Origin of the sequence: Methanosarcina soligelidi (assembly GCF_000744315.1) — an archaeon.
GTDB lineage: Archaea > Halobacteriota > Methanosarcinia > Methanosarcinales > Methanosarcinaceae > Methanosarcina > Methanosarcina mazei.
This window is the reverse complement of the sequence record NZ_JQLR01000001.1, coordinates 755147-772923: the sequence shown is the minus strand read 5'-3', so window position 1 is coordinate 772923 and position 17777 is coordinate 755147. Positions and strand designations below refer to the sequence as shown.

Annotated in this window: 22 protein-coding genes; 5 read left to right on the top strand and 17 right to left on the bottom strand. The window is 39.8% G+C overall.

Annotated features, from left to right (window positions below):
- Positions 1 to 13: 13 nt before the first annotated feature.
- Together M886_RS03440 and hxlA are read right to left on the bottom strand one after the other, a co-directional pair.
- Positions 14 to 484, bottom strand: coding sequence for a hypothetical protein (locus M886_RS03440; protein ID WP_048036810.1), 471 nt, complete (start codon positions 482 to 484; stop codon positions 14 to 16).
- A 683-nt stretch (positions 485 to 1167) separates the two neighbouring features.
- Positions 1168 to 2439: a 3-hexulose-6-phosphate synthase gene (gene hxlA, locus M886_RS03435; protein ID WP_080929519.1), complete on the bottom strand. Its 1272-nt coding sequence runs from the start codon at positions 2437 to 2439 to the stop codon at positions 1168 to 1170.
- A gap of 434 nt (positions 2440 to 2873) precedes the next feature.
- Between hxlA and M886_RS03430 the strand changes: the two genes are divergently transcribed.
- The 4 genes from M886_RS03430 (at position 2874) to M886_RS03415 (ending at position 5640) form a co-directional block, all read left to right on the top strand.
- Positions 2874 to 3353, top strand: a complete 480-nt coding sequence (locus M886_RS03430; protein WP_048050661.1) for a DUF5788 family protein — start codon at positions 2874 to 2876, stop codon at positions 3351 to 3353.
- A gap of 103 nt (positions 3354 to 3456) precedes the next feature.
- A complete protein-coding gene (pyrB, locus tag M886_RS03425) occupies positions 3457 to 4383 on the top strand; it encodes an aspartate carbamoyltransferase (RefSeq protein WP_048039584.1) in 927 nt (308 codons plus the stop codon).
- Complete coding sequence (gene pyrI / locus M886_RS03420; RefSeq protein WP_048050660.1) at positions 4380 to 4850, top strand: aspartate carbamoyltransferase regulatory subunit; 471 nt, start codon at positions 4380 to 4382, stop codon at positions 4848 to 4850. The genes pyrB and pyrI overlap by 4 nt, the downstream gene beginning before the upstream one ends.
- A 319-nt stretch (positions 4851 to 5169) precedes the next feature.
- Complete coding sequence (locus tag M886_RS03415) at positions 5170 to 5640, top strand: DUF5788 family protein (RefSeq protein ID WP_048036736.1); 471 nt, start codon at positions 5170 to 5172, stop codon at positions 5638 to 5640.
- 78 nt (positions 5641 to 5718) lie between these two features.
- On the opposite strand, the gene M886_RS03410 is transcribed toward M886_RS03415, so the two are convergent.
- The 9 genes from M886_RS03410 to M886_RS03370 are packed head-to-tail and all read right to left on the bottom strand — an operon-like array spanning position 5719 to position 11534.
- Positions 5719 to 6468 (bottom strand): DUF1673 family protein, encoded by a 750-nt coding sequence (locus M886_RS03410; RefSeq protein ID WP_080925805.1) that lies wholly within the window; start codon positions 6466 to 6468, stop codon positions 5719 to 5721.
- Positions 6469 to 6479: 11 nt separating this feature from the next.
- Positions 6480 to 7199 carry a DUF1673 family protein gene (locus M886_RS03405; RefSeq protein WP_048036740.1) on the bottom strand — a complete coding sequence of 240 codons (720 nt, stop codon included), beginning with the start codon at positions 7197 to 7199 and terminating at the stop codon, positions 6480 to 6482.
- Entirely contained in the window at positions 7200 to 7820 is a 621-nt protein-coding gene (locus tag M886_RS03400) for a DUF1673 domain-containing protein (protein WP_011033158.1), read from the bottom strand.
- Positions 7817 to 8449, bottom strand: a complete 633-nt coding sequence (locus M886_RS03395; RefSeq protein WP_048036742.1) for a DUF1673 family protein — start codon at positions 8447 to 8449, stop codon at positions 7817 to 7819. Before M886_RS03395 ends, M886_RS03400 begins: the two co-directional genes overlap by 4 nt.
- Positions 8446 to 9072: a DUF1673 domain-containing protein gene (locus tag M886_RS03390; protein WP_048036744.1), complete on the bottom strand. Its 627-nt coding sequence runs from the start codon at positions 9070 to 9072 to the stop codon at positions 8446 to 8448. The genes M886_RS03395 and M886_RS03390 overlap by 4 nt, the downstream gene beginning before the upstream one ends.
- The gene (locus M886_RS03385) at positions 9073 to 9690 is read right to left on the bottom strand and encodes a DUF1673 domain-containing protein (RefSeq protein ID WP_048039845.1); all 618 of its coding nucleotides are present in this window, start codon (positions 9688 to 9690) and stop codon (positions 9073 to 9075) included.
- Positions 9687 to 10319 carry a DUF1673 domain-containing protein gene (locus M886_RS03380; RefSeq protein ID WP_080932892.1) on the bottom strand — a complete coding sequence of 211 codons (633 nt, stop codon included), beginning with the start codon at positions 10317 to 10319 and terminating at the stop codon, positions 9687 to 9689. The genes M886_RS03385 and M886_RS03380 overlap by 4 nt, the downstream gene beginning before the upstream one ends.
- Positions 10316 to 11044, bottom strand: coding sequence for a DUF1673 domain-containing protein (locus tag M886_RS03375; RefSeq protein ID WP_048039846.1), 729 nt, complete (start codon positions 11042 to 11044; stop codon positions 10316 to 10318). Before M886_RS03375 ends, M886_RS03380 begins: the two co-directional genes overlap by 4 nt.
- 34 nt (positions 11045 to 11078) lie before the next feature.
- Positions 11079 to 11534, bottom strand: a complete 456-nt coding sequence (locus tag M886_RS03370) for a hypothetical protein (RefSeq protein WP_048039847.1) — start codon at positions 11532 to 11534, stop codon at positions 11079 to 11081.
- Between the two features lie 710 nt (positions 11535 to 12244).
- Between M886_RS03370 and M886_RS03365 the strand changes: the two genes are divergently transcribed.
- Positions 12245 to 12637, top strand: coding sequence for a hypothetical protein (locus tag M886_RS03365; protein ID WP_230670630.1), 393 nt, complete (start codon positions 12245 to 12247; stop codon positions 12635 to 12637).
- Positions 12638 to 12885: 248 nt separating this feature from the next.
- On the opposite strand, the gene dapB is transcribed toward M886_RS03365, so the two are convergent.
- The 6 genes from dapB to M886_RS03335 all read right to left on the bottom strand — a co-directional run bounded on the left by dapB (position 12886) and on the right by M886_RS03335 (position 17700).
- On the bottom strand, positions 12886 to 13677 hold the full coding sequence (gene dapB, locus M886_RS03360) for a 4-hydroxy-tetrahydrodipicolinate reductase (protein ID WP_048050659.1): 792 nt from the start codon (positions 13675 to 13677) through the stop codon (positions 12886 to 12888).
- Positions 13674 to 14549: a 4-hydroxy-tetrahydrodipicolinate synthase gene (gene dapA, locus M886_RS03355; RefSeq protein WP_048050658.1), complete on the bottom strand. Its 876-nt coding sequence runs from the start codon at positions 14547 to 14549 to the stop codon at positions 13674 to 13676. Before dapA ends, dapB begins: the two co-directional genes overlap by 4 nt.
- A 53-nt stretch (positions 14550 to 14602) precedes the next feature.
- A complete protein-coding gene (locus M886_RS03350) occupies positions 14603 to 14797 on the bottom strand; it encodes a 30S ribosomal protein S17e (RefSeq protein ID WP_011033149.1) in 195 nt (64 codons plus the stop codon).
- Between the two features lie 356 nt (positions 14798 to 15153).
- A complete protein-coding gene (locus M886_RS03345; protein WP_306413840.1) occupies positions 15154 to 15507 on the bottom strand; it encodes a hypothetical protein in 354 nt (117 codons plus the stop codon).
- 436 nt (positions 15508 to 15943) lie between these two features.
- On the bottom strand, positions 15944 to 16708 hold the full coding sequence (locus tag M886_RS03340) for a heparan-alpha-glucosaminide N-acetyltransferase (protein ID WP_048050657.1): 765 nt from the start codon (positions 16706 to 16708) through the stop codon (positions 15944 to 15946).
- A gap of 137 nt (positions 16709 to 16845) precedes the next feature.
- A complete protein-coding gene (locus tag M886_RS03335; RefSeq protein ID WP_048050656.1) occupies positions 16846 to 17700 on the bottom strand; it encodes a hypothetical protein in 855 nt (284 codons plus the stop codon).
- Between the last annotated feature and the right edge of the window lie 77 nt (positions 17701 to 17777).

The window sequence follows — 17777 nt, the reverse complement described above, 5'->3', positions numbered from 1 at the left end:
TCTTTCTTCGGTTTTAAGAGTCCTCAAGAAGCTCTTTTCTGTAAATAATTTTGTTTCTCCTATCGTTTTTTATTGTAATTATAGCCGAATCTCCGTCTTTCAGTTCTACTCCTTCCGGCAGGGACAGTTTCATATTATTTGCAACTTCAAGAGTGACAGGGGGTTCAGGGGTAATTTCATACTCAATACCATCATGCTGGAGATATACGTTTGCGTTTTCTCCAAGCTTGATAGGGTCTCCTCCCATATGTTCTATTTTGAGGCTCTTTGAATCAAGTATTTCAACATCGAGCTGTGTGAAAGTTCCTGATTTCAGGGCTCTTTCAGTACTTCCTCCGAGGAGTACACCTCCTCCCATAAGGGCAAGAAGTCCTATGCACATCATCGTGAGGGCAATGACCACAACACGGTCTACGGCTTTCTCGTCATATATAAATTTATTTAAAGATTTGTTTATAAACTCTTTTAAAGGTCCTGACCCCAAAGTAGATTCATCCCCTGAAAATTATTTGAAATCTTTATTAATTTATTAACATTGTTATGTCATTTCCTGTATAAAAAAGTTTTATATGTCTCGGGAATTTTAATCTATATTTATGCAAAAAACGAATAAAATAATTTTTTGAAAGTCTTATGAGTAAATTGTAGAATGGGTAAATTGTAGAATATTTTAGCAGCAACTCTTAAAAACAACAGCAAAAGAAAAGTTTTCTCCAAAAAATGTATATGTTATTCTTTGAATAGGAGGCACAAAAATTGAAGTTATTTGGAAGTATTTTCATGCCAAAATGATTGTAATGAATCCTGTAGATTGCATTTCCGCTGGAAATGAATCATAACCGTGAAACTCCAGAGCAGGGTTAACCGGGAAAAGAATCTCTACTATAAAGGCTTTTGCATCAGAGCCTTTAAAAACCCTGTTCCAGAAAAGCAGGTTTAAATAAATTTTTTGTTTTTTATTTCTGTTTTTACTCCCGGTTTTTATTTCTGCTTCTATTTCTGTTTCTATTTCTGTTTCTATTTCTACTTCTACTTCTATTTGTATTTGTATTTGTATTTGTATTTGTATTTGTATTTGTATTTGTATTTGTATTTGTATTTGTATTTGTATTTGTATTTGTATTTGTTTTTACAATTTCAAAAATTCTTCAGAGAATTTTGCTTTTCTCAAATTTTTTCCCACTTTTTGAGTTTCAGAATCTCTGAAAGGGTTCCACCTCTCCGAATTTCATCGAAAAGCCTCTTTTCTTCTTTGTTGACTTCTTTTGCTCTTCTTGCCAGTTCGTAGGCGCGTTCCTTAGGGACGACTACAACCCCACTTTCGTCACCGATTATATAATCTCCTGGCTTTACAGCCTGGCTTCCACAGGTGATTTCAGCGTTGATTTCTCCAAATCCTTTTGGGTCTCCGGCATTTGGCACGGTATTGCTCGTATAAATCGGAAGCCCAAGGTTCTCCACTTCATCAATATCTCTTACAGCCCCTTCAATTACCACGCCTGCAATTCCTTTGTTCAGGCTGCTCAGGGTTGCAAGCCCTCCCCAGCATGCAATATCCTTGCTTTCATTATAGATTACTATTACATCTCCAGGTTTTGCGAGATCGATGGCTTCTACTGTCTTTGCCCAGTCCCCCGGGAAACACTGAACTGTAACCGCAGGTCCTACCATTTTCCCTCTTACCAGGGGATGGATACCTTTCATCGCTCCTTTTCTGTGCATTGCGTCCGATATATTCGAGGTAGAGACTTCCTTAAAGATCTCCCTTATCTCCTGGTCTACGGTTCCCCTGCCCCTGATATCTACAGACTCAGGAGAGTCAACACTCTTTCTTATTTTTTTTGCGGCTTCGGTTACATTGTCAGAACGGGTTATATTTCCTCCCACTATTACAATCCTGGCTCCTGCCCTGACCGCCTGAGCTGCACTTTCGGAATCAAGACCTCCGGCTACTGCAAGCTGCACACCCACTTTCTCTGAAATTTCCATTAAAATGGATACCGGGTCCTTTCCAATCATTTGCTGGTCTATGCCTACGTGAACGTTAATATAGTCCACCCCAAGAGCTTCGAGTTCAACTGCTCTTTTTACAGGATCAGGAGCCGAGATCAGGTCTGCCATCAGCCTGACTCCATATTTGTGGGCTGATCGGAGTGCATCAAGGATTGTGGAATCATCAGCACTACCGAGAACAATAGCCACATCTGCACCGGCTTTTGCCGCCATCTCTACCTCCATGGCTCCTGTGTCCACAGTCTTCATGTCAGCTAGAATTGTCCTGTCCGGAAAAGCTTTTCTCATGGTGCGGATTGCATTCATGCCCTCGCTCTTGATCAGGGGGGTTCCTATTTCTATCCAGTCCGCTCCTCCTGCGACTGCTTCCTTTGCAATCTCCACTGAGCGGTCAAGTTCCAGAAGATCAAGTGCAACCTGAATTATGGGAACGATAGTATCACCTCTATCGGGAAACTGAAAAAAATGTGAAAAATTAATTTTTATATCGGTTTCCCTTCTATTTTTTAATTGAATTTATACACAAATATGCTTAAATATGCTTTACTCTTAATTTTTACTCGATCAAATCTACTTTACTCTTAATTTTTACTCGATCAAATCTACTTTACTCTTAATTTCTACTTTATTCTTAATTTTTACTCGACATTTATTATTCTTTTTGATTCTTTTTATTCTATTCATTTGCTGATGCAGATTTTTCAGTATATGAGTTCTTCATTATGTTACTTTTCATTCTGAGTTTCATTTTTCGAAATCTTTTGTTTTCGAAGTTTCATCTTTGAAATCGAAAGTCTGAAGTTAAAAGGTTGACACAAAAATTTTTGATTTGGAAGAACCATTAGTTCTGAGGATAGGTTATGGAAAAAAGCCTCAAACCGAAAAAGAATGAAAACTTGTCTCAAAAATATATCACGGACGCGGAACGTAAACAGTTTCTGTCTGCTCTACACTGCCGCCTCTTCTGGGTAGGACAATATATCCCGGATTATGTGGAGTTCAGGGGAAAGAGGCACCCGCTCCATAACTATGTGTGGGAACTGATTCAGAAAGAGAAGCTTACTGAAGGCGAAAAGTCCCGGATAAACAAATGCATCGATATTATTTCAGTGAAAGAGAAAGAGAATGAAAAGAAACTGGAAGAGAAACCTCTCACAGAGGAAGAGGCAAAATCCCTGTATCATGAGACTGCAGGTTTGTTGCGCGCAATAACAGACCTTAAAGAAATTGAAAGTGGTGAACTTAAAGAAAGCACAAGACGTTTTCAGGAAAAGTTTAATGAACAGAGAGTTAAGGATGCCAAGCTCTGGCTTGAATTCCTAAGGAATGTATCAAAGTAAAACCGCGCAGCACCGAGTCTGATCAGGGACTAATTGCTGCAGTATTCCATGGGAAATTTTCAGAGCAAAGATTATATCCCTGTGCACCATTTATGAAAAATTGATGTTATTCAAGAACCGGCACGTCATCTCCATGAAAGATTTTTCACGGGAAGAAATCGATTATATTCTGGACATTGCAGAAAAACTCGAACCTGTAGCCAGGGGGGAAGAAAGGTCCAGGCTCCTTGACGGAAAAATCATTTCTCTTCTTTTTTTTGAACCAAGTACAAGAACACGACTCTCTTTTGAGGTTGCCACCCGGAGGCTGGGGGGGCAGGTCCTGAGTCTGGGTTCGGTTGAGGCAAGTTCTGTTATGAAGGGGGAAAATCTTGCTGATACTATCCGCGTGATCAGCAAATATGCAGACCTGATTGTGCTGCGTCACCCTCTTGACGGGTCAGCAAGAATGGCTACGGAATTTGCAGCTGTCCCTGTGATCAATGGGGGAGACGGTTCTGTCCATCACCCTACCCAGACTTTTCTTGACCTCTATACCATCCGCCGGGAAAGCCATCTTGAAGGCTTGAAAATTGCCATGGCAGGAGACCTGAAATATGGGAGAACAGTACATTCCCTCTGCTATGCCCTTTCCCTGTATGGGGCAGAAATGACTTTTGTTTCACCTCCGGAACTCAGGATGCCCCGGGAAATTGTTCGAGAACTTCGGAAGAAAAATATCCGCGTAAAGGAAACCGAGTGCCTTGAGGAAATAATAGGAGATATTGAAGTCCTTTATATGACAAGAGTTCAAAGGGAGCGTTTTCCTGACCCTCAAGAATACGAAAAGGTTAAGAATAAGTTAAAAATTACGGGAGATCTCTTAAAATCCGCAGATCCTGAACTTAAAATCCTTCACCCTCTCCCAAGGGTAAATGAAATATCTCCTGATGTTGATGATACTCCCCATGCCCGTTATTTTGAGCAGGCTTTTTATGGAGTTCCTATCAGGATGGCTTTACTTGCTCTGACAATAGGGGTGATTGAATGAAGGAAAAAAGAGATTTAAAAGTCCAGGCAATCGAGAGTGGAACTGTGATCGATCACATAAAGTCTGGACAAGCTTTGAACGTCCTGCGCATTCTGGGAATCTCAAGTGCTTTTCGGGCGACTATCAGTTTTGTGATGAACGCTCCCGGAGCAGGAGGAAAAAAAGACGTTGTCAAGATTGAGGGCAAAGAACTCAGTGTTGAGGAACTTAACAGGATAGCCCTTATCTCTCCTAAAGCTACAATCAATATTATAAGAGATTTCGTGGTGGTTCAGAAAAATAACGTCGTGCTTCCGTCTTACGTGGAAGGCGTGGTCCGCTGTACGAATTCAAGCTGTATATCAAACAGCAGCGAACCTATAAAATCTAAATTTTCGGTAATACAGTCTGAAGAAGAAGGAGTTTCTCTTCACTGCCTCTACTGCGAGCACGTAATTTCCGAGGATATTGCAGAAAATTTACTCTAATTTTTTATCAGCTAAAAGAAAAAAGAGTGCTGAATTTCAAAAAAGCAAATATTCTCAGCACTTTTCTGTATCTAATTTGCAAGCATCTAATTTGCAGATAAGTAGCGTTTTCGTCTCAACTTTTTATTGTCTCAACTCTTTATTGTCTCAACTCTTTATTGTCTCAACTCTTTATTGTCTCAACTCTTTATTTTTACTTATTTATAATATCTATCCATTCTCAAAATCCAGACTGAGGCTTTTTTCGGGATAGAATCGAAAAGAATATGAGATCGGGGTAATAAACCATAACTAAGTCTTGATTTGAGGGAAAGAGATCATGAAAGACGGGAATAACACAAACGAAAAAGAAACAGAATATCTAAGTTCTCAGGAACGCAATAAACTCCTCTGGAGACTCAGGAGTGACTTTGCCTGGGCAGGAACTAAAATTCCTGAAAGTGTAGAGATAGATAATGAAGAGTACATGCTGCGCGATATGATTGAGGAACTTGGAGAAATAGATCTGCTCAGTCTGGATGAAATTGCCGAAATCAGGGCTCTTATTCCTAAACTTCAAGAAAAGGCAAAAGTCAATGAAGAACTGCTCGAAACAGAAGAACTCACAGTGTCAGAAGCAGAAGCTATTTATGAAGAAGCAGGTGGGATTTTGCGGGCAGCAATGGACCTTAAGGACAGGCTTGAAGGGAAAATCGGAGAAAAGGGAGCCTCCGAATTCAAGCGTATGCTCAACACCCAGAAGCTTGTTGATGAAAAGCGCTGGCAGGAACTTATTAAAAGCTTGAAATGATTAGGTTTTTTTGTTTTCGTTATGCTTTTCGACTTATGGAAATCACAATTTCAGGAGACCTTCTTTTTCTTCTTCTTTTTATTTCGCCTCATTTTTGAGAATAGCGACAAGTTCTTTCGGCTTTTCGGTATAAAATTGAAGATTCAGGTTTGAATTTGTAGTAACTTTAAGTGTCTGTTGATAAGGTGCCAGGAGCTCAAAATTATAAAACAGGGCAAGGAAAATTGCTACTCCTGCAAGACGCACCAGAAATAGACTGAATACAATATAGTCTGGAAATGACCTTTCTAAGTTCCTTAAAGCTTTAATTATCCCCTCTCCAAGGTATAATGGTAAAAAGATAACATAAAATGATCGGATCAACCATCGAAGGGAATGATCTCTGTTCTTTGTTACCGATATTTGCCTGATGTCCTCTTTTTCAACAACAATTGGCTTACGTAGAGGTTTCTTGATAATGATTTTTCCAGACGTTACTACGGCAGTATTGGGGCGGTTAAGAAAGAATATGAGAGGCATAAGGAACATGACAAGGCCTGAAAATATAATCAAAAAAGAGTCTTCAGGAATATAGGCCCATACAAGCAAAGAGGTTGTAAAAGATATTATTGATACAAAAATAGTAGTTATTAGAGCCTCGAAGTCAAAAAGGCTAACCTGCACCTTAGGAATTCTATTTTCGTGAGGATTCACCAGAGAGGAGTCTAATTGAATACTTCTATTTTCCGATTTAAACCCAGAGGAGCAGTCTATCTGTGCTCTTTTCCCCAGGGAACTTTTCATCGGACACCATCCCATCAATTTTCGGAGAGATTCGATAAAAGCCATTTTAACAGCCTTCACAAATGCCTTTCAATAAATGACTTAAGCTCCGCAGCTGAAGCTTCATCCGTGATCAAAGAATAGTAAGGAGTCCATTCATACAATTTTTTGTGTCTGGTTTTAATATATAGCTGCGTATTCAGATCCCAGAACCGCATTTTTTGTTTCCTTCCCATAAACAACAGGAGGGGAATTATTGAGACCAGTAGAAGAAGTGGCTTCCATTCTCCCTCTGCAACAGCGATGTAAACAAAGAATCCACAGAGGGCAATTCCTCCAATTACCAGGAACAGGGACATTTTCTTCGAACGCTTTTCAAGCCTGTACGAAGTTACGCTTTCAATCTCTTCATAAGGGATTTCAAATTTCTTCAATCTGAAGGCGTGCAGGTGTACCCCGAATCTGTCTACCAGGACTGCTGCCTCGAGAGTTTTGAGATATAGTAAGTAATAACAGATGTAAAGCAGAAAGAGACCTGCCAGGAAAAGTGAAATGTCTTCAGGATATCTCAGAAGCAGGCTGATACATATATAAAAAAGTACAAAAACCAGAGTTGTATTTGCAGGAAAAATCACATTTGAAGTTCGAAATTCCGGGATATTTCCTGTTTTTCCGGAGATCTGGGCTGTATTTACAAAGTTACAGGGCTGTTCCGTTTGCAATGTCATTTTCCTGCAAGCCGGGCACCAGCCCATCAGTTTTTGGATCTGATCAAAAACAAAAGTTTTAACGGGCATTTATTTTCTCTCCCGAATGATATACGAATTTTTCCACTTTCCATACTTTTTATCAAAATAGATCGTTTTGTGATTCTTCCTTTCCCAGTATAGTATCTGAAGATAGCCAAGCCACATGAAGGCGAGTCCGCCTGCAAAGAAAGAAAGGGTTCCTTTCATGAGAAAATTTCTTTCCAAATCTCCTGCAAAAATCCAGTAAAAAAGTGTGGCATAGAAGATCAGAGTTATTATTCGAAAAAGTTTTTTATACAGGTTTTTCTTGTTGGAATCATCAAGAACGAGTTTTTGTGCGAGAGTATCGTACCTTTGCATCTGCTTCTTCCAGCCAAAAATGAAAAAAGTTAAGGAAATGAAAAATCCAGCGAGTAAAGTCACTACATTTACGCCCAATTGGATCATTACCAGGAGATATGTAAGTGTAAGAAAAGAATCAACTAAGAGAATTCTGCTACTCGACTTCCGGAACCATCCTGTATTTTTCAGACCTCCGTTTTCTCCCCCTGCTCTTTCCGGAACATCAGAATCAAAATTCTCACAGCTAACATTTCGTCTGGCTTCAGATGCTCTGGCATTCGGGCACCAGCCCATAAGTTTTTTAATGTATTCAATATTCAGGTTCACAGTTCCCTCTCCTTTTCTCCAAGTGCATACATCTTCTGGAACCCCTTCTCACTTTTTATATAAATTTTCATATGGTTTTCCTTCTCCCAGTAAATTAGCTGAAGATAACTTCCCCACATCAGTATCCAAGCTCCCGCAATAAAAGAATACATTGACTGAGCGTTAAGAAAATAGAGTATATGAGATAGATGAGACAGTAAAACCATAAACAAAATTAAGCCCAGAATTATGACTGAGATAACCCAGATGAATGTTTTTTTAAAGGAAGAGACAACAGCAGGTTTTTTTGCCAGGGTATTGTACTTATTCATCTGTTTTTTCCAGCCGAGCAAATAGGTAAGTAAAGAAAGTGAAAGGCCCAGAAGGAAAGCCTCTGAGTTTATACCCTTTTGAGATAACAAAATTATGAGATAAAAAGTAAAGAATAGTGTTGGTAGAAGAATTCTGACATCATACCTGGAAAAGAGCCTGGAGAATCGGCTGAGAACTTCAGGCCCACCGGCTTTTTCTCCTCCAGACTGATCATATGCTTCAAAATTAGCGGGACCATTCCGGGAGTCCAATCCGGTGGTTTTTGCATAGGGACACCAGCCCACCAATTTTTTTATGTATCTGGCTTCCCGGATCATAGTTCTCCCCCCTTTTCCTCAAGGACATACAGCTTTTGCTGTGCATTTTCTCTTTTTATATATATTTTCATATGGTTCTTCCTCTCCCAGTAAATTAGCTGGAAATAGAAACCCCATATTAAAATCAGAGTTCCCAAAACAAAAGAGTTCAGTGTCTGATCGTTAAGAAGATAAAAATAAGGTGAGATATAAGGCAAGAAAACCAGAAGCAAAGTAATACCCAAGAATAGAAATAAGACGATACAAGCTAATGTCTTTCTAAAGGAAGGAGAAATAACAGGTTTTTCTTTCACGGCATTGTATTGATGCATCTGCTTTTTCCAGCCAAGCAAGTAGATCGGTAAAGAAAGTGAAAGGCCAAGAAGGAAAGCTTCCGTATTTATATCTTTTTGGAATAGGTTTATATAAATAGGAGTAAAGAAAAATGGAAACAGGAAGAGCTGGATATCAAGTCTGGAATGCTTGTCTGAAGCCTTCGAAACGTTTGATTTTTCTTTTCCCGATTGGTCATATGCTTCAAAATTAGAAAAGCTATTTTGATTTACGGCTTCAAGTTTTTTTGCGTTCGGGCACCATCCCATCAGTTTTTTGATCTGATCAAAAACAAAAATTTTAACGGGCATTTATTTTTTCCCCTGAATAATGTATGATTTCTTCCATGTCCCGTAACTTTTGTTGAAATAGATTGTTTTATGGTTCTTTTTTTCCCAGTATATTAGCTGTAAATAGCTAAGCCACATTCCTACAATTAAACCACCCGCAAATGAAAATATTGCCTGTAGTGAAGGTTCATATCCTTTAATATAAAGAAGATATATCAAAATCAAAAATAAGTATCCAAGTATGTAATACATTATTTTCTTATCTGAATAGTCAACTACCGGACATTTCACCAGAGCATCATATCTTCGCATTTGTTTTTTCCAGTCAAATATAACTATAAACAGGACAATGAAAAGTCCGACAAGTAAATGGATGAAATTTACACCCAGAGTTAGATTTATTCCCAGTTGATTGATTACAAGAAAATAAGCAAATGTGAAGAATGTGTTAATTAAAAGGGTTTGGATACGCGTTTTTCGGAACCATTCGGGGGTTTTCAGATCTTCGCTTTCTCCCTTTTCTCTGTCAGGAACATTAGAATCAAAGCTCTCAATGTTAAAATGCCGTCTTGCTTCATTTGCTTTTGCGTTAGGGCACCATCCCATCAGCTTTTTAATGTATTCAGTATTCAGGTTCACAGTTCTCTCCCCTTTTCTCCAAGTACATACATTTTCTGGAACCCCTTCTCACTTTTTATATGAATTTTTATATGGTTTTTCCGTTCCCAATAAATTAGCTGAAAATAACTTCCCCACATCAGGATCCAAGCCCCTGCAATGAAAGAATACATTGACTGAGCGTTAAGAAAATGGAGCATATGAGATATATGAGACAGTAAAACCATAAACAAAATCAAGCTTAGAATTATGACTGAGATAACCCAGATGAATATTTTTTTTAAGGAAGAAACAACAGCAGGTTTTTTTGTCAGGGCATCGTACTTATTCATCTGCTTTTTCCAGGTAAGCGAGTAGGTAAGTAAAGAAAGTGAAAAGCCCAGAAGGAAAGCCTCTGAGTTTATACCTTTTTGAGATAACAAAATTATGAGATAAAAAGTAAAGAATAGTGTTGGTAGAAGAATTCTGACATCATACCTGGAATAGAGTCTGGATAATTGGCTCAGAGCCTCAGGCCCACCGGCTTTTTCTCCTCCAGACTGACCATATGCTTCAAAATTAGCGGGACTAATCCGAGATTCGGTTTCGAATGGTTTTGCATCCGGGCACCATCCCATCAGTTTTTTAATGTATTCAGTATTAAGGTTCACAGTTTCCCCTCCTTTTCCCCAATAGCATATGTCTTTTCGAGGCTATTTTCAAATATTATATAAATTTTCATATGATTTTTCTTCTCCCAGTATACATCCGTAAGATAATACAGAAAAGCTGTTACACAAATGCCAGATATGATATATGAAAATACCGTGTTGAGTGAACCTAAGTAAAAAAGCAATACCAGTGGAGATAAATCTAACTTAAAGTAGTATAATAAAGCTATCAAACAAAAGGCAGAAATTAAAAATAAAACGAATCCCCAGTTAAATTGTGAAAATAAGAGAAATAGTAATACCAATGCTATTATTACATTTATTAAATTTATTATTCTCTCTTTTGACGATACAGTTATAATTTTTCTTTGTCTGCTTGAGTTCTTTATGTCATCCAGATAATTCCAGGTCCAGATACAGAGGCTCAGGTTAAAAATAATTCCTAAAATTAGCCCGGACATGAAACCTTCATCCATGGGACTAACTCCCTGGAATCCGATCCAATATATGGAAAAGAAGGTAATCACGGAGGAAGCTATTAATGACCTGTTATGACGTTTGTTCCACCAGCCTGGAGGTGGAACCGGAGAATTTCCTGCATCTTTTCCCCTGGATTGGTTATCCGCTTCCGGATATTCAGGGCAGATGGAATGCCTGGTTTCAAGTGTTTTTGTATTCGGACACCATCCCATCAGTTTCCTTATACTCTTTGTGAATACATCCATCTTTTACCCTTCCTTTGGTTTCACCTGCCTTAAGTCAGGCCTGTTCCACCATTTCTTTCAATTTTCCAAATAATTCATCAGCTAGTTTTGTGGGGTCTTCTGCACTCTGTAGTTTAACCTGCATTTCTTCTGCAAAGTCCCAGATGAGTTCGATACATTCTCTATACCGGTCGCAGGACCCACATTCTCCTTCGTGCTCATACCAGACCTGCATCCCATGTTTTGCCGAGACGAAAATTATTACGCTGGTCTTGAAAGGAATGGATCTCCCGAAGAGAATTCCTTTCTTTGGGTCCAGCTTTTCTACTTCTATCCTGTTTGCCCTGGCCATCTCAAGTAGAGTTTCTTCAATGCGCTTATCCATACTGAGGAGTGCTCTTGAGATTGCCTGCCTTGAGATCCCGAACTGCTTTGCAATATTGATGTTCGGGAGCCCGTTTCGGCGCAGGACCCAGAATTCAAACTGTTTTTCACCTTCCGGAAGGAACATAAGTAAACATCTCTATGTTGACTATTTATAGCTTTCTACCTCCTTGACTTTTTGAGCTTTTTCTTTGAAGATTTTTTTCTCTCTGGTAGAAAATTTGTAGTATTTTACATGATTGTTTGATGATCTGGCCATAAAATATATATTGGAAAAGACTATACTTGATTTTAAAGTAAGATTATTAATCGGATAATATATAAATATATGATATATTTAGGTGCAAAATATACAATCTTGAAATTAAATGAGGCATACTATATGGAAAGAAGACAATTCTGAATGGAAATTTAGAAATTATGTTTCTTTCTGAAGACTTCAGAAAACTGGTGCAGGCTCTCTCCAGTGCGACTTCAATACAAATCCTCCAGCTTCTGAAAACCGAACATGTCAACAGGTGAAATTGCAGAAAAGCTCAGTCTGGGCTTGAATACTTTTGAATATAATCTGAATCCCCTCTTAAGTTGACTTGATAAGGGTTTCAGAGACAAATGGGGTCAGAGACCGGAAAAAAAGACCTGCGAGGCAGTTGAAATATAATAGTCCCTGTCCCTGTTTACAGAGATGTCCTCAGGGTATCAGTTATTGATAAGTTTCTTTGAATGGAGGAAGAAGATTTCTATATAAATAACATTTATGATTTTTCTTTTGATTCAAATTTGATATGAGACTGAACAATAAGGCTGAATTTTATGAGAAGCTTTCGAAGAAGTCTAATGCTCTGGATTTCCCTTCTGGTACTGATACTTGTATCGCTGTTTGTAGTTGTTCCCTATATCCTGGTCGGGCCTCCTACTCCTCTTTTCTACGTCCGAAACCACGATGTCGGAGTTCACGAGCTCAGAGTAGAAGTCTGCGACTCAAAAAATAATTCCATACTCGATAAAACATACGAACTTTCAGCAGGAGAGGAAATCTATTATGCCAAACCTTTCAGGTTCCTTGTTCCAGAGTTTGAAGGTGAGGGTTATACATTCGAATTTACACTTGATAACAGTTTTAAGGAAACACATAGTACGAACATTCAGCCCTGGAACACAGTTCACGTAGAACTATACTCTGATTATGAGGAAGGTCAACCTCTTCTAGTAGGAGAAATGACCGTCTAAGGTCCATTTCAGGTTTGTTTCAGCAAATATAAGCATGTTTTTAAGGACTCTCCAACGCCCGAAAAAATTCAGATGAATAAAGGAATAAAACTTTGATAGAAAAAATACGGATAGAATAACAGTGAAAAAATGTGCAAAAAAACATTGATAATATTGTGTAAAAAATAGTGATAAAGTTAAGAAAAATGCTGACCTGAATAATTTCAGAGGTCAGCCTGCTTACAATTAATTATTTTTAAATCCGGCCCTTACAGCCCGAGCACATCATCCATGGAATAAATTCCCGGTTCCTGTCCGCAGATCCATTCGGCTGCACGGACTGCGCCTTTGGCAAAGATCTGGCGGGAGTGAGCCATGTGCCGGACCTCGACCCTTTCGGAATTTCCTACAAAGAGGACGGTGTGGTCTCCGGTGATATCTCCGCCGCGCACTGCATGGATGCCTATTTCTTTTCCGCGGGGAGCGATTCCTTCTCTTCCGTATACGTACTCTTTGCCGCCCAGAGCCTCGCTAATTACATCAGCTGCGCGAAGAGCGGTCCCGCTCGGGGCATCTTTCTTCTGGTTGTGGTGAGCTTCGATGATTTCAATATCGTAATCTGCAAGATACTTTGCAGCTTCCCTGACTATCTTGAAAAAGACGTTAACGCCTACGGAATAGTTTGGGGATATGACTGCACGTACCTGGTTTTTCCGGATAGCTTCCTCAATTACTGTCCGCTGTTCCGAAGTAATGCCGGTTGTCCCTATTATGAGGTTTACACCGCATCTGGCTGCAATCGGAGCGTTTACAATAGTTGCGCCTGCTGCAGTAAAATCAATAAGTACATCAGCCTGGGTCTTTTTCAGGACTGTCTCCAGGTCTTTGACATCTGAAATCTGGATTCCCAGGTTGCCCACATGAGCAAATTCCCCTGCATCCTTTCCTATATTCCCTATGTCAAATGCGGCTACAAGCTGCATATCCGTAGAACAGGTGATGTTTTCTATAATTAAGGAGCCCATCCTGCCACAGGCTCCGAGTACTGCTGCATTGATCATTCCATTACCCCCAGTTTTCTGAGTTCGTTTACAAGCTTTGCCTGGTTGGCATCGCTGATAGGAGCCAGTGGAAGCCTCAGGTGTCCGCTTGCAAGCCCGACAAGTTCTGCAGCTTTCTTCACAGGAATCGGGTTTGTCTCAAGGAAAAGGGCACGGATCAGCGGGGCTATCTCGAAATGCAGCTTTCTTGCAGTTTCGTAATCTCCTTTGAGGGCTGCATTTACCATTCCTGACATTTTATCAGGCACAATGTTTGCAGCGACCGAAATAACTCCTCTGCCTCCCATTGAAATGATGGGGAGAGTTAGCCCGTCCTCGCCTGAGAGAACTACAAAGTCGTCATCCATAGTGTTCTCAAGGATCTGAGAAACTTTTGCTGCGTTCCCGCTGGCCTCCTTGATACCCACGATGTTTTCTACCTTTGCAAGCTCGACAATCACGTCTACAGGCATATCCTGCCCTGTCCTGGAAGGGACATTGTAGAGGATCATGGGGATATCTACTGCCTCTGCAATCTTCTTAAAATGGGCAAGAAGACCTGCAGGATTTGGCTTATTATAATAAGGAGAAATAAGAAGTACACCGTCAACACCCGCATCTGCGGCGTGTTTTGTGAACTGGAGTGCTTCACCCGTATTGTTTGAACCTGTTCCTGCAATTACAGGAACTTTTGAGCACTCAACTGCAATGTCTATTACTTCTTCATGCTCTGCTGCAGAAAGGGTTGCCGATTCTCCGGTTGTGCCACAGGGCACTATTCCTGAAACCCCTCCCTCTTCAACAAACGCTATGTTCCTCTGTAAGCCTTCCCTGTCAATCCTGTCATCTTTCGTAAAAGGAGTGATCAGGGCAGGCATTGCTCCTTCAAACATATAGATATCCCTGCCTGTTTCCCGGAAATTAGTTCTTTATCTATCCAGTACGATCAGTAGACTTTCATACGTGCAACTTTTCTTGTGACGTAGCCTGCAACCCTGTTTCTTATTATTTTGCTCTCAATGGTTGTATACTTTGTCACAAGAGCTTTGTTGGTCTCAAAGTCCTTTGTAAAAACTTCTCCGTAATTTTCAATCAGGCTGAATGCAGTTCTTTTGATGTTTGTCTCTCTTATATTTCCCATCGTATCTCCTCTTGGATTTTTGTTTTTTATTCCAGTTATTCAAGTTTTTGTGGTTTTTCCAACCATTTTCCATATGATTCTGATTAATGTGAAGCCGGAAAAAGAAGCAGTTCCATAATATGGGTTTCTTCTATCTCCTATTAATGGTTTAGCGGAAACTGAATACAAAAATTTGACTATACTGATTTTGTCGACTAATAGGTAACTTGAGATTTATAAGTTTTGGGGTGAAAAAAATATTTTTGGGAAGGCTCCTGCCTTTTCTCCAGATATTTTTTCTCTTTTTATCCATCTTAACCTTTCTTTCTTCGGCACTGGCTGCTTCATTTTATCTTTATTTTATCTTCATTTTATCTTTATTTTCTATCAGGAGCTGCCTTCTGACCATTTTTCCTTAACCTGTTAGCCCTCCTGTAATCAGTTTTCCCAAGAAAACGGTCAAGAGTTCCGGCATTTGTAAAAACAGGCTCTCTTACTCCTTTACGGTTGATATAAAGTCCTAATAATACAATAAGCAGACCAATTTCCGGTTTTGCTTCAATGCTAATCGCCCCTATAAGAATCAGGGAAGAAGCTGCAAGCCCTTTCAGGGCACCTTTCCTGTAAGAAATATAGCCTGTCCTTTTAAAAATCCGGATATCCCGGATTGTCAGGAATAAGACTACAAAATAGGCAAGCATTGCAATTTCCAGGTACATTCTTTTCTCCAATTTTTGGTTTTGCATTTCCTGCTACTTTAAATGCCTTTTCTCCAGAATATTTCTCTATAATTGGATAAATCAGGATAACAGGTTTAAAGAGCAGGTGCAGGGTTGGGATTATTATATGATTTTTGATATGCAATATAGCTGTGATATTGCATGTGAATAATTGTGATACTGGCGAATATATTGTCGAATATTGCCAGCGGATATTATTCTCAGCGTATGAATTAATAGTGAACAGGAATGCATATATATAATATTTAATTTTCGGATAATATTTTCAAAATCAGGTATCCCAGATAATATATAAAACCAGCAGGTCTGGTTTTTCTATTACTCCTCTTTTCATCAAAAAGACGATAAACTGTGTTTTTTAACCCCGAGAAAAGTTCTAAAATCTTTTATTACCGGTTCTAAAAGATCTGGTTTTATCTGGAAAATTTCACAGCATTCCAGGATCAAGAATCCCGCTGAGGAGCAGAATCCCGAGGAAAACCGGCTGGTGAATAAAGTATATTGATAGGGAATGTTTTCCGATCCAGGAAAAGGGCTTCTGAAGCAGGAACTTGTCGGCGTCAGGCACTTTAAACTGCCTGCTCCCGTTTTTATACAGGGAGTTCCCAAGGAAAATCCCTGTGAGGAGTACTCCAAACCAGGGAAATACAGGGAAATAATCCAGGGTTACAAAACCTTCGGGCCTTAAGCCCAGCCAGAGAAGAGCGGAAAAACCGAAAGTCCTGTCTTTGAGATAGAACCCTGCAAGAACAAAAAGCAGACCGAAGAACAGGTTTTCTTTTCCGTACTTCAAAAAAGGGTAGGCAAGCACCGCCGATACCCCGAAAAAATGCAGGATCCCAAACAGAATATACTGCCCTGGGAAAAAAATCCAGGTAATTACTGTGATTACAAGTCCCATCGAAAATAGCCTTAACCCTCTTTCAAGGTATCTGGTAAAATTCTCAGCAGGCTTTCCTGAAGACATGCTCTGGAGAGTTCTTGACCGGCTTATGGAAAGGGCAGTTCCCGATATCAGGATGAAAAGAAAAGCTGCACCTCTTCCTGTATAATAAAAAGTACCGGCCCTTAATTCTATATCTGCAAGCCCAAAAAAATCCAGGTCATAAAGAAAGTGATATGCGAGCATCAATATTACGGCTAAGCCCCGCAGACAATCAATTTCCCAGAAGCGGCCTGAGCGCGTTTCCATAGATCTTTCTCCAAACTGCCTGAATCCTGTTAATAAAACATTTTGCTTTCCTTTAAAGAAAGCAGTGTTTTATATAATCTGCGGGGCAGAGGGACAGCAGGGGAGAAAGTGCTTTTACTTTTTTCTTCTAAATGCTTTTACTTTTTTCTTCTAATTACCTTTAAGCATCCAAATCCTGCCAGGGCTCCGGCAAGCAGATAAAAGAAATTGGAGGCCTGATTATAATGTCCCTCTTTTTTTTGCTCTTTTTCAAGCCCTTTTGAAGGGACTTCTCCTGCAATTGCAGCCTCAGAATTATCTTCATCCCATGAACTTTCAGCCAGGTAAATGCTGCGTTTTTCCTCATTTTCCGTGTTCACAGGTTCAGGAGTTTTTCCTTTTGCATCAAGTATGATTTCCCTTTCCGAATTTCCCACTCTGACCTCAAGCTTGCCTGAAGGAACCGACTCAGTTCTGTATATATAATTGAATTTTCCGTCTTTTCCAGCTCTCAATTTCTGGACTGATGTAACCTTCAGGTTAACACCCGAGGCTCCGTCTTCTGCCGCGCCTTCTACCCTTATCTTATACTTTCCAGGAGATACCCCGGAAAAGGACACGGTAGCGGTCCCATCTTCCGCCCGGGCAGCTTCTGTTTTTGAGAGAACCATTTTCATTTTTACTTTAAGGCTCTCTACCCCTTCTGTCCTTATAGTTAAGAGATTATTAAAATTGAGAACCTCGATGTTTTCTAATTCGTAAGTGTACTCTCCAAGGTAAACAGGAACTGTCTTTTCAAAAGAAATTGAAACTTCCACCTCTTCTTCAGGTGAGGCAAGTCCGCTGATTATTATTGTCTCTCCTTTCCCCGGGTCTTCAGGGGTTGCTTCCCAGCCTACTACCTCAGCATTTGCAGAAGGAGCCAGACACCCTAAAAAGAGAAAAAGTGTGATGAATAAGCAGAAAAGGAGTTTTAATCCAGTCCTGTTCAATTTGAGCAGCTCGGATCCCATAAATTCCCTCCCCGGTTTAACCTTCGCCAGTTTGCTTAATTTGTGTAATCTGCTCAGCACGGCTTTTTTTATTTTCT

What these genes read in the sequence shown, in the direction of transcription:
- M886_RS03415 (WP_048036736.1), top strand. Translation starts at nt 5,170, where the DNA reads ATGAAAGACGGGAATAACACAAACGAAAAAGAAACAGAATATCTAAGT.
- pyrB (WP_048039584.1), top strand. Translation starts at nt 3,457, where the DNA reads ATGTTATTCAAGAACCGGCACGTCATCTCCATGAAAGATTTTTCACGG.
- M886_RS03340 (WP_048050657.1), bottom strand. Translation starts at nt 16,708, where the DNA reads ATGGAAACGCGCTCAGGCCGCTTCTGGGAAATTGATTGTCTGCGGGGC.
- pyrI (WP_048050660.1), top strand. Translation starts at nt 4,380, where the DNA reads ATGAAGGAAAAAAGAGATTTAAAAGTCCAGGCAATCGAGAGTGGAACT.
- M886_RS03395 (WP_048036742.1), bottom strand. Translation starts at nt 8,449, where the DNA reads ATGATCCGGGAAGCCAGATACATAAAAAAATTGGTGGGCTGGTGTCCC.
- dapB (WP_048050659.1), bottom strand. Translation starts at nt 13,677, where the DNA reads ATGATCAATGCAGCAGTACTCGGAGCCTGTGGCAGGATGGGCTCCTTA.
- M886_RS03430 (WP_048050661.1), top strand. Translation starts at nt 2,874, where the DNA reads ATGGAAAAAAGCCTCAAACCGAAAAAGAATGAAAACTTGTCTCAAAAA.
- M886_RS03390 (WP_048036744.1), bottom strand. Translation starts at nt 9,072, where the DNA reads ATGCCCGTTAAAATTTTTGTTTTTGATCAGATCAAAAAACTGATGGGA.
- M886_RS03370 (WP_048039847.1), bottom strand. Translation starts at nt 11,534, where the DNA reads ATGTTCCTTCCGGAAGGTGAAAAACAGTTTGAATTCTGGGTCCTGCGC.
- M886_RS03365 (WP_230670630.1), top strand. Translation starts at nt 12,245, where the DNA reads ATGCTCTGGATTTCCCTTCTGGTACTGATACTTGTATCGCTGTTTGTA.
- M886_RS03335 (WP_048050656.1), bottom strand. Translation starts at nt 17,700, where the DNA reads ATGGGATCCGAGCTGCTCAAATTGAACAGGACTGGATTAAAACTCCTT.
- M886_RS03410 (WP_080925805.1), bottom strand. Translation starts at nt 6,468, where the DNA reads ATGGCTTTTATCGAATCTCTCCGAAAATTGATGGGATGGTGTCCGATG.
- M886_RS03405 (WP_048036740.1), bottom strand. Translation starts at nt 7,199, where the DNA reads ATGCCCGTTAAAACTTTTGTTTTTGATCAGATCCAAAAACTGATGGGC.
- dapA (WP_048050658.1), bottom strand. Translation starts at nt 14,549, where the DNA reads ATGTTTGAAGGAGCAATGCCTGCCCTGATCACTCCTTTTACGAAAGAT.
- M886_RS03350 (WP_011033149.1), bottom strand. Translation starts at nt 14,797, where the DNA reads ATGGGAAATATAAGAGAGACAAACATCAAAAGAACTGCATTCAGCCTG.
- M886_RS03375 (WP_048039846.1), bottom strand. Translation starts at nt 11,044, where the DNA reads ATGGATGTATTCACAAAGAGTATAAGGAAACTGATGGGATGGTGTCCG.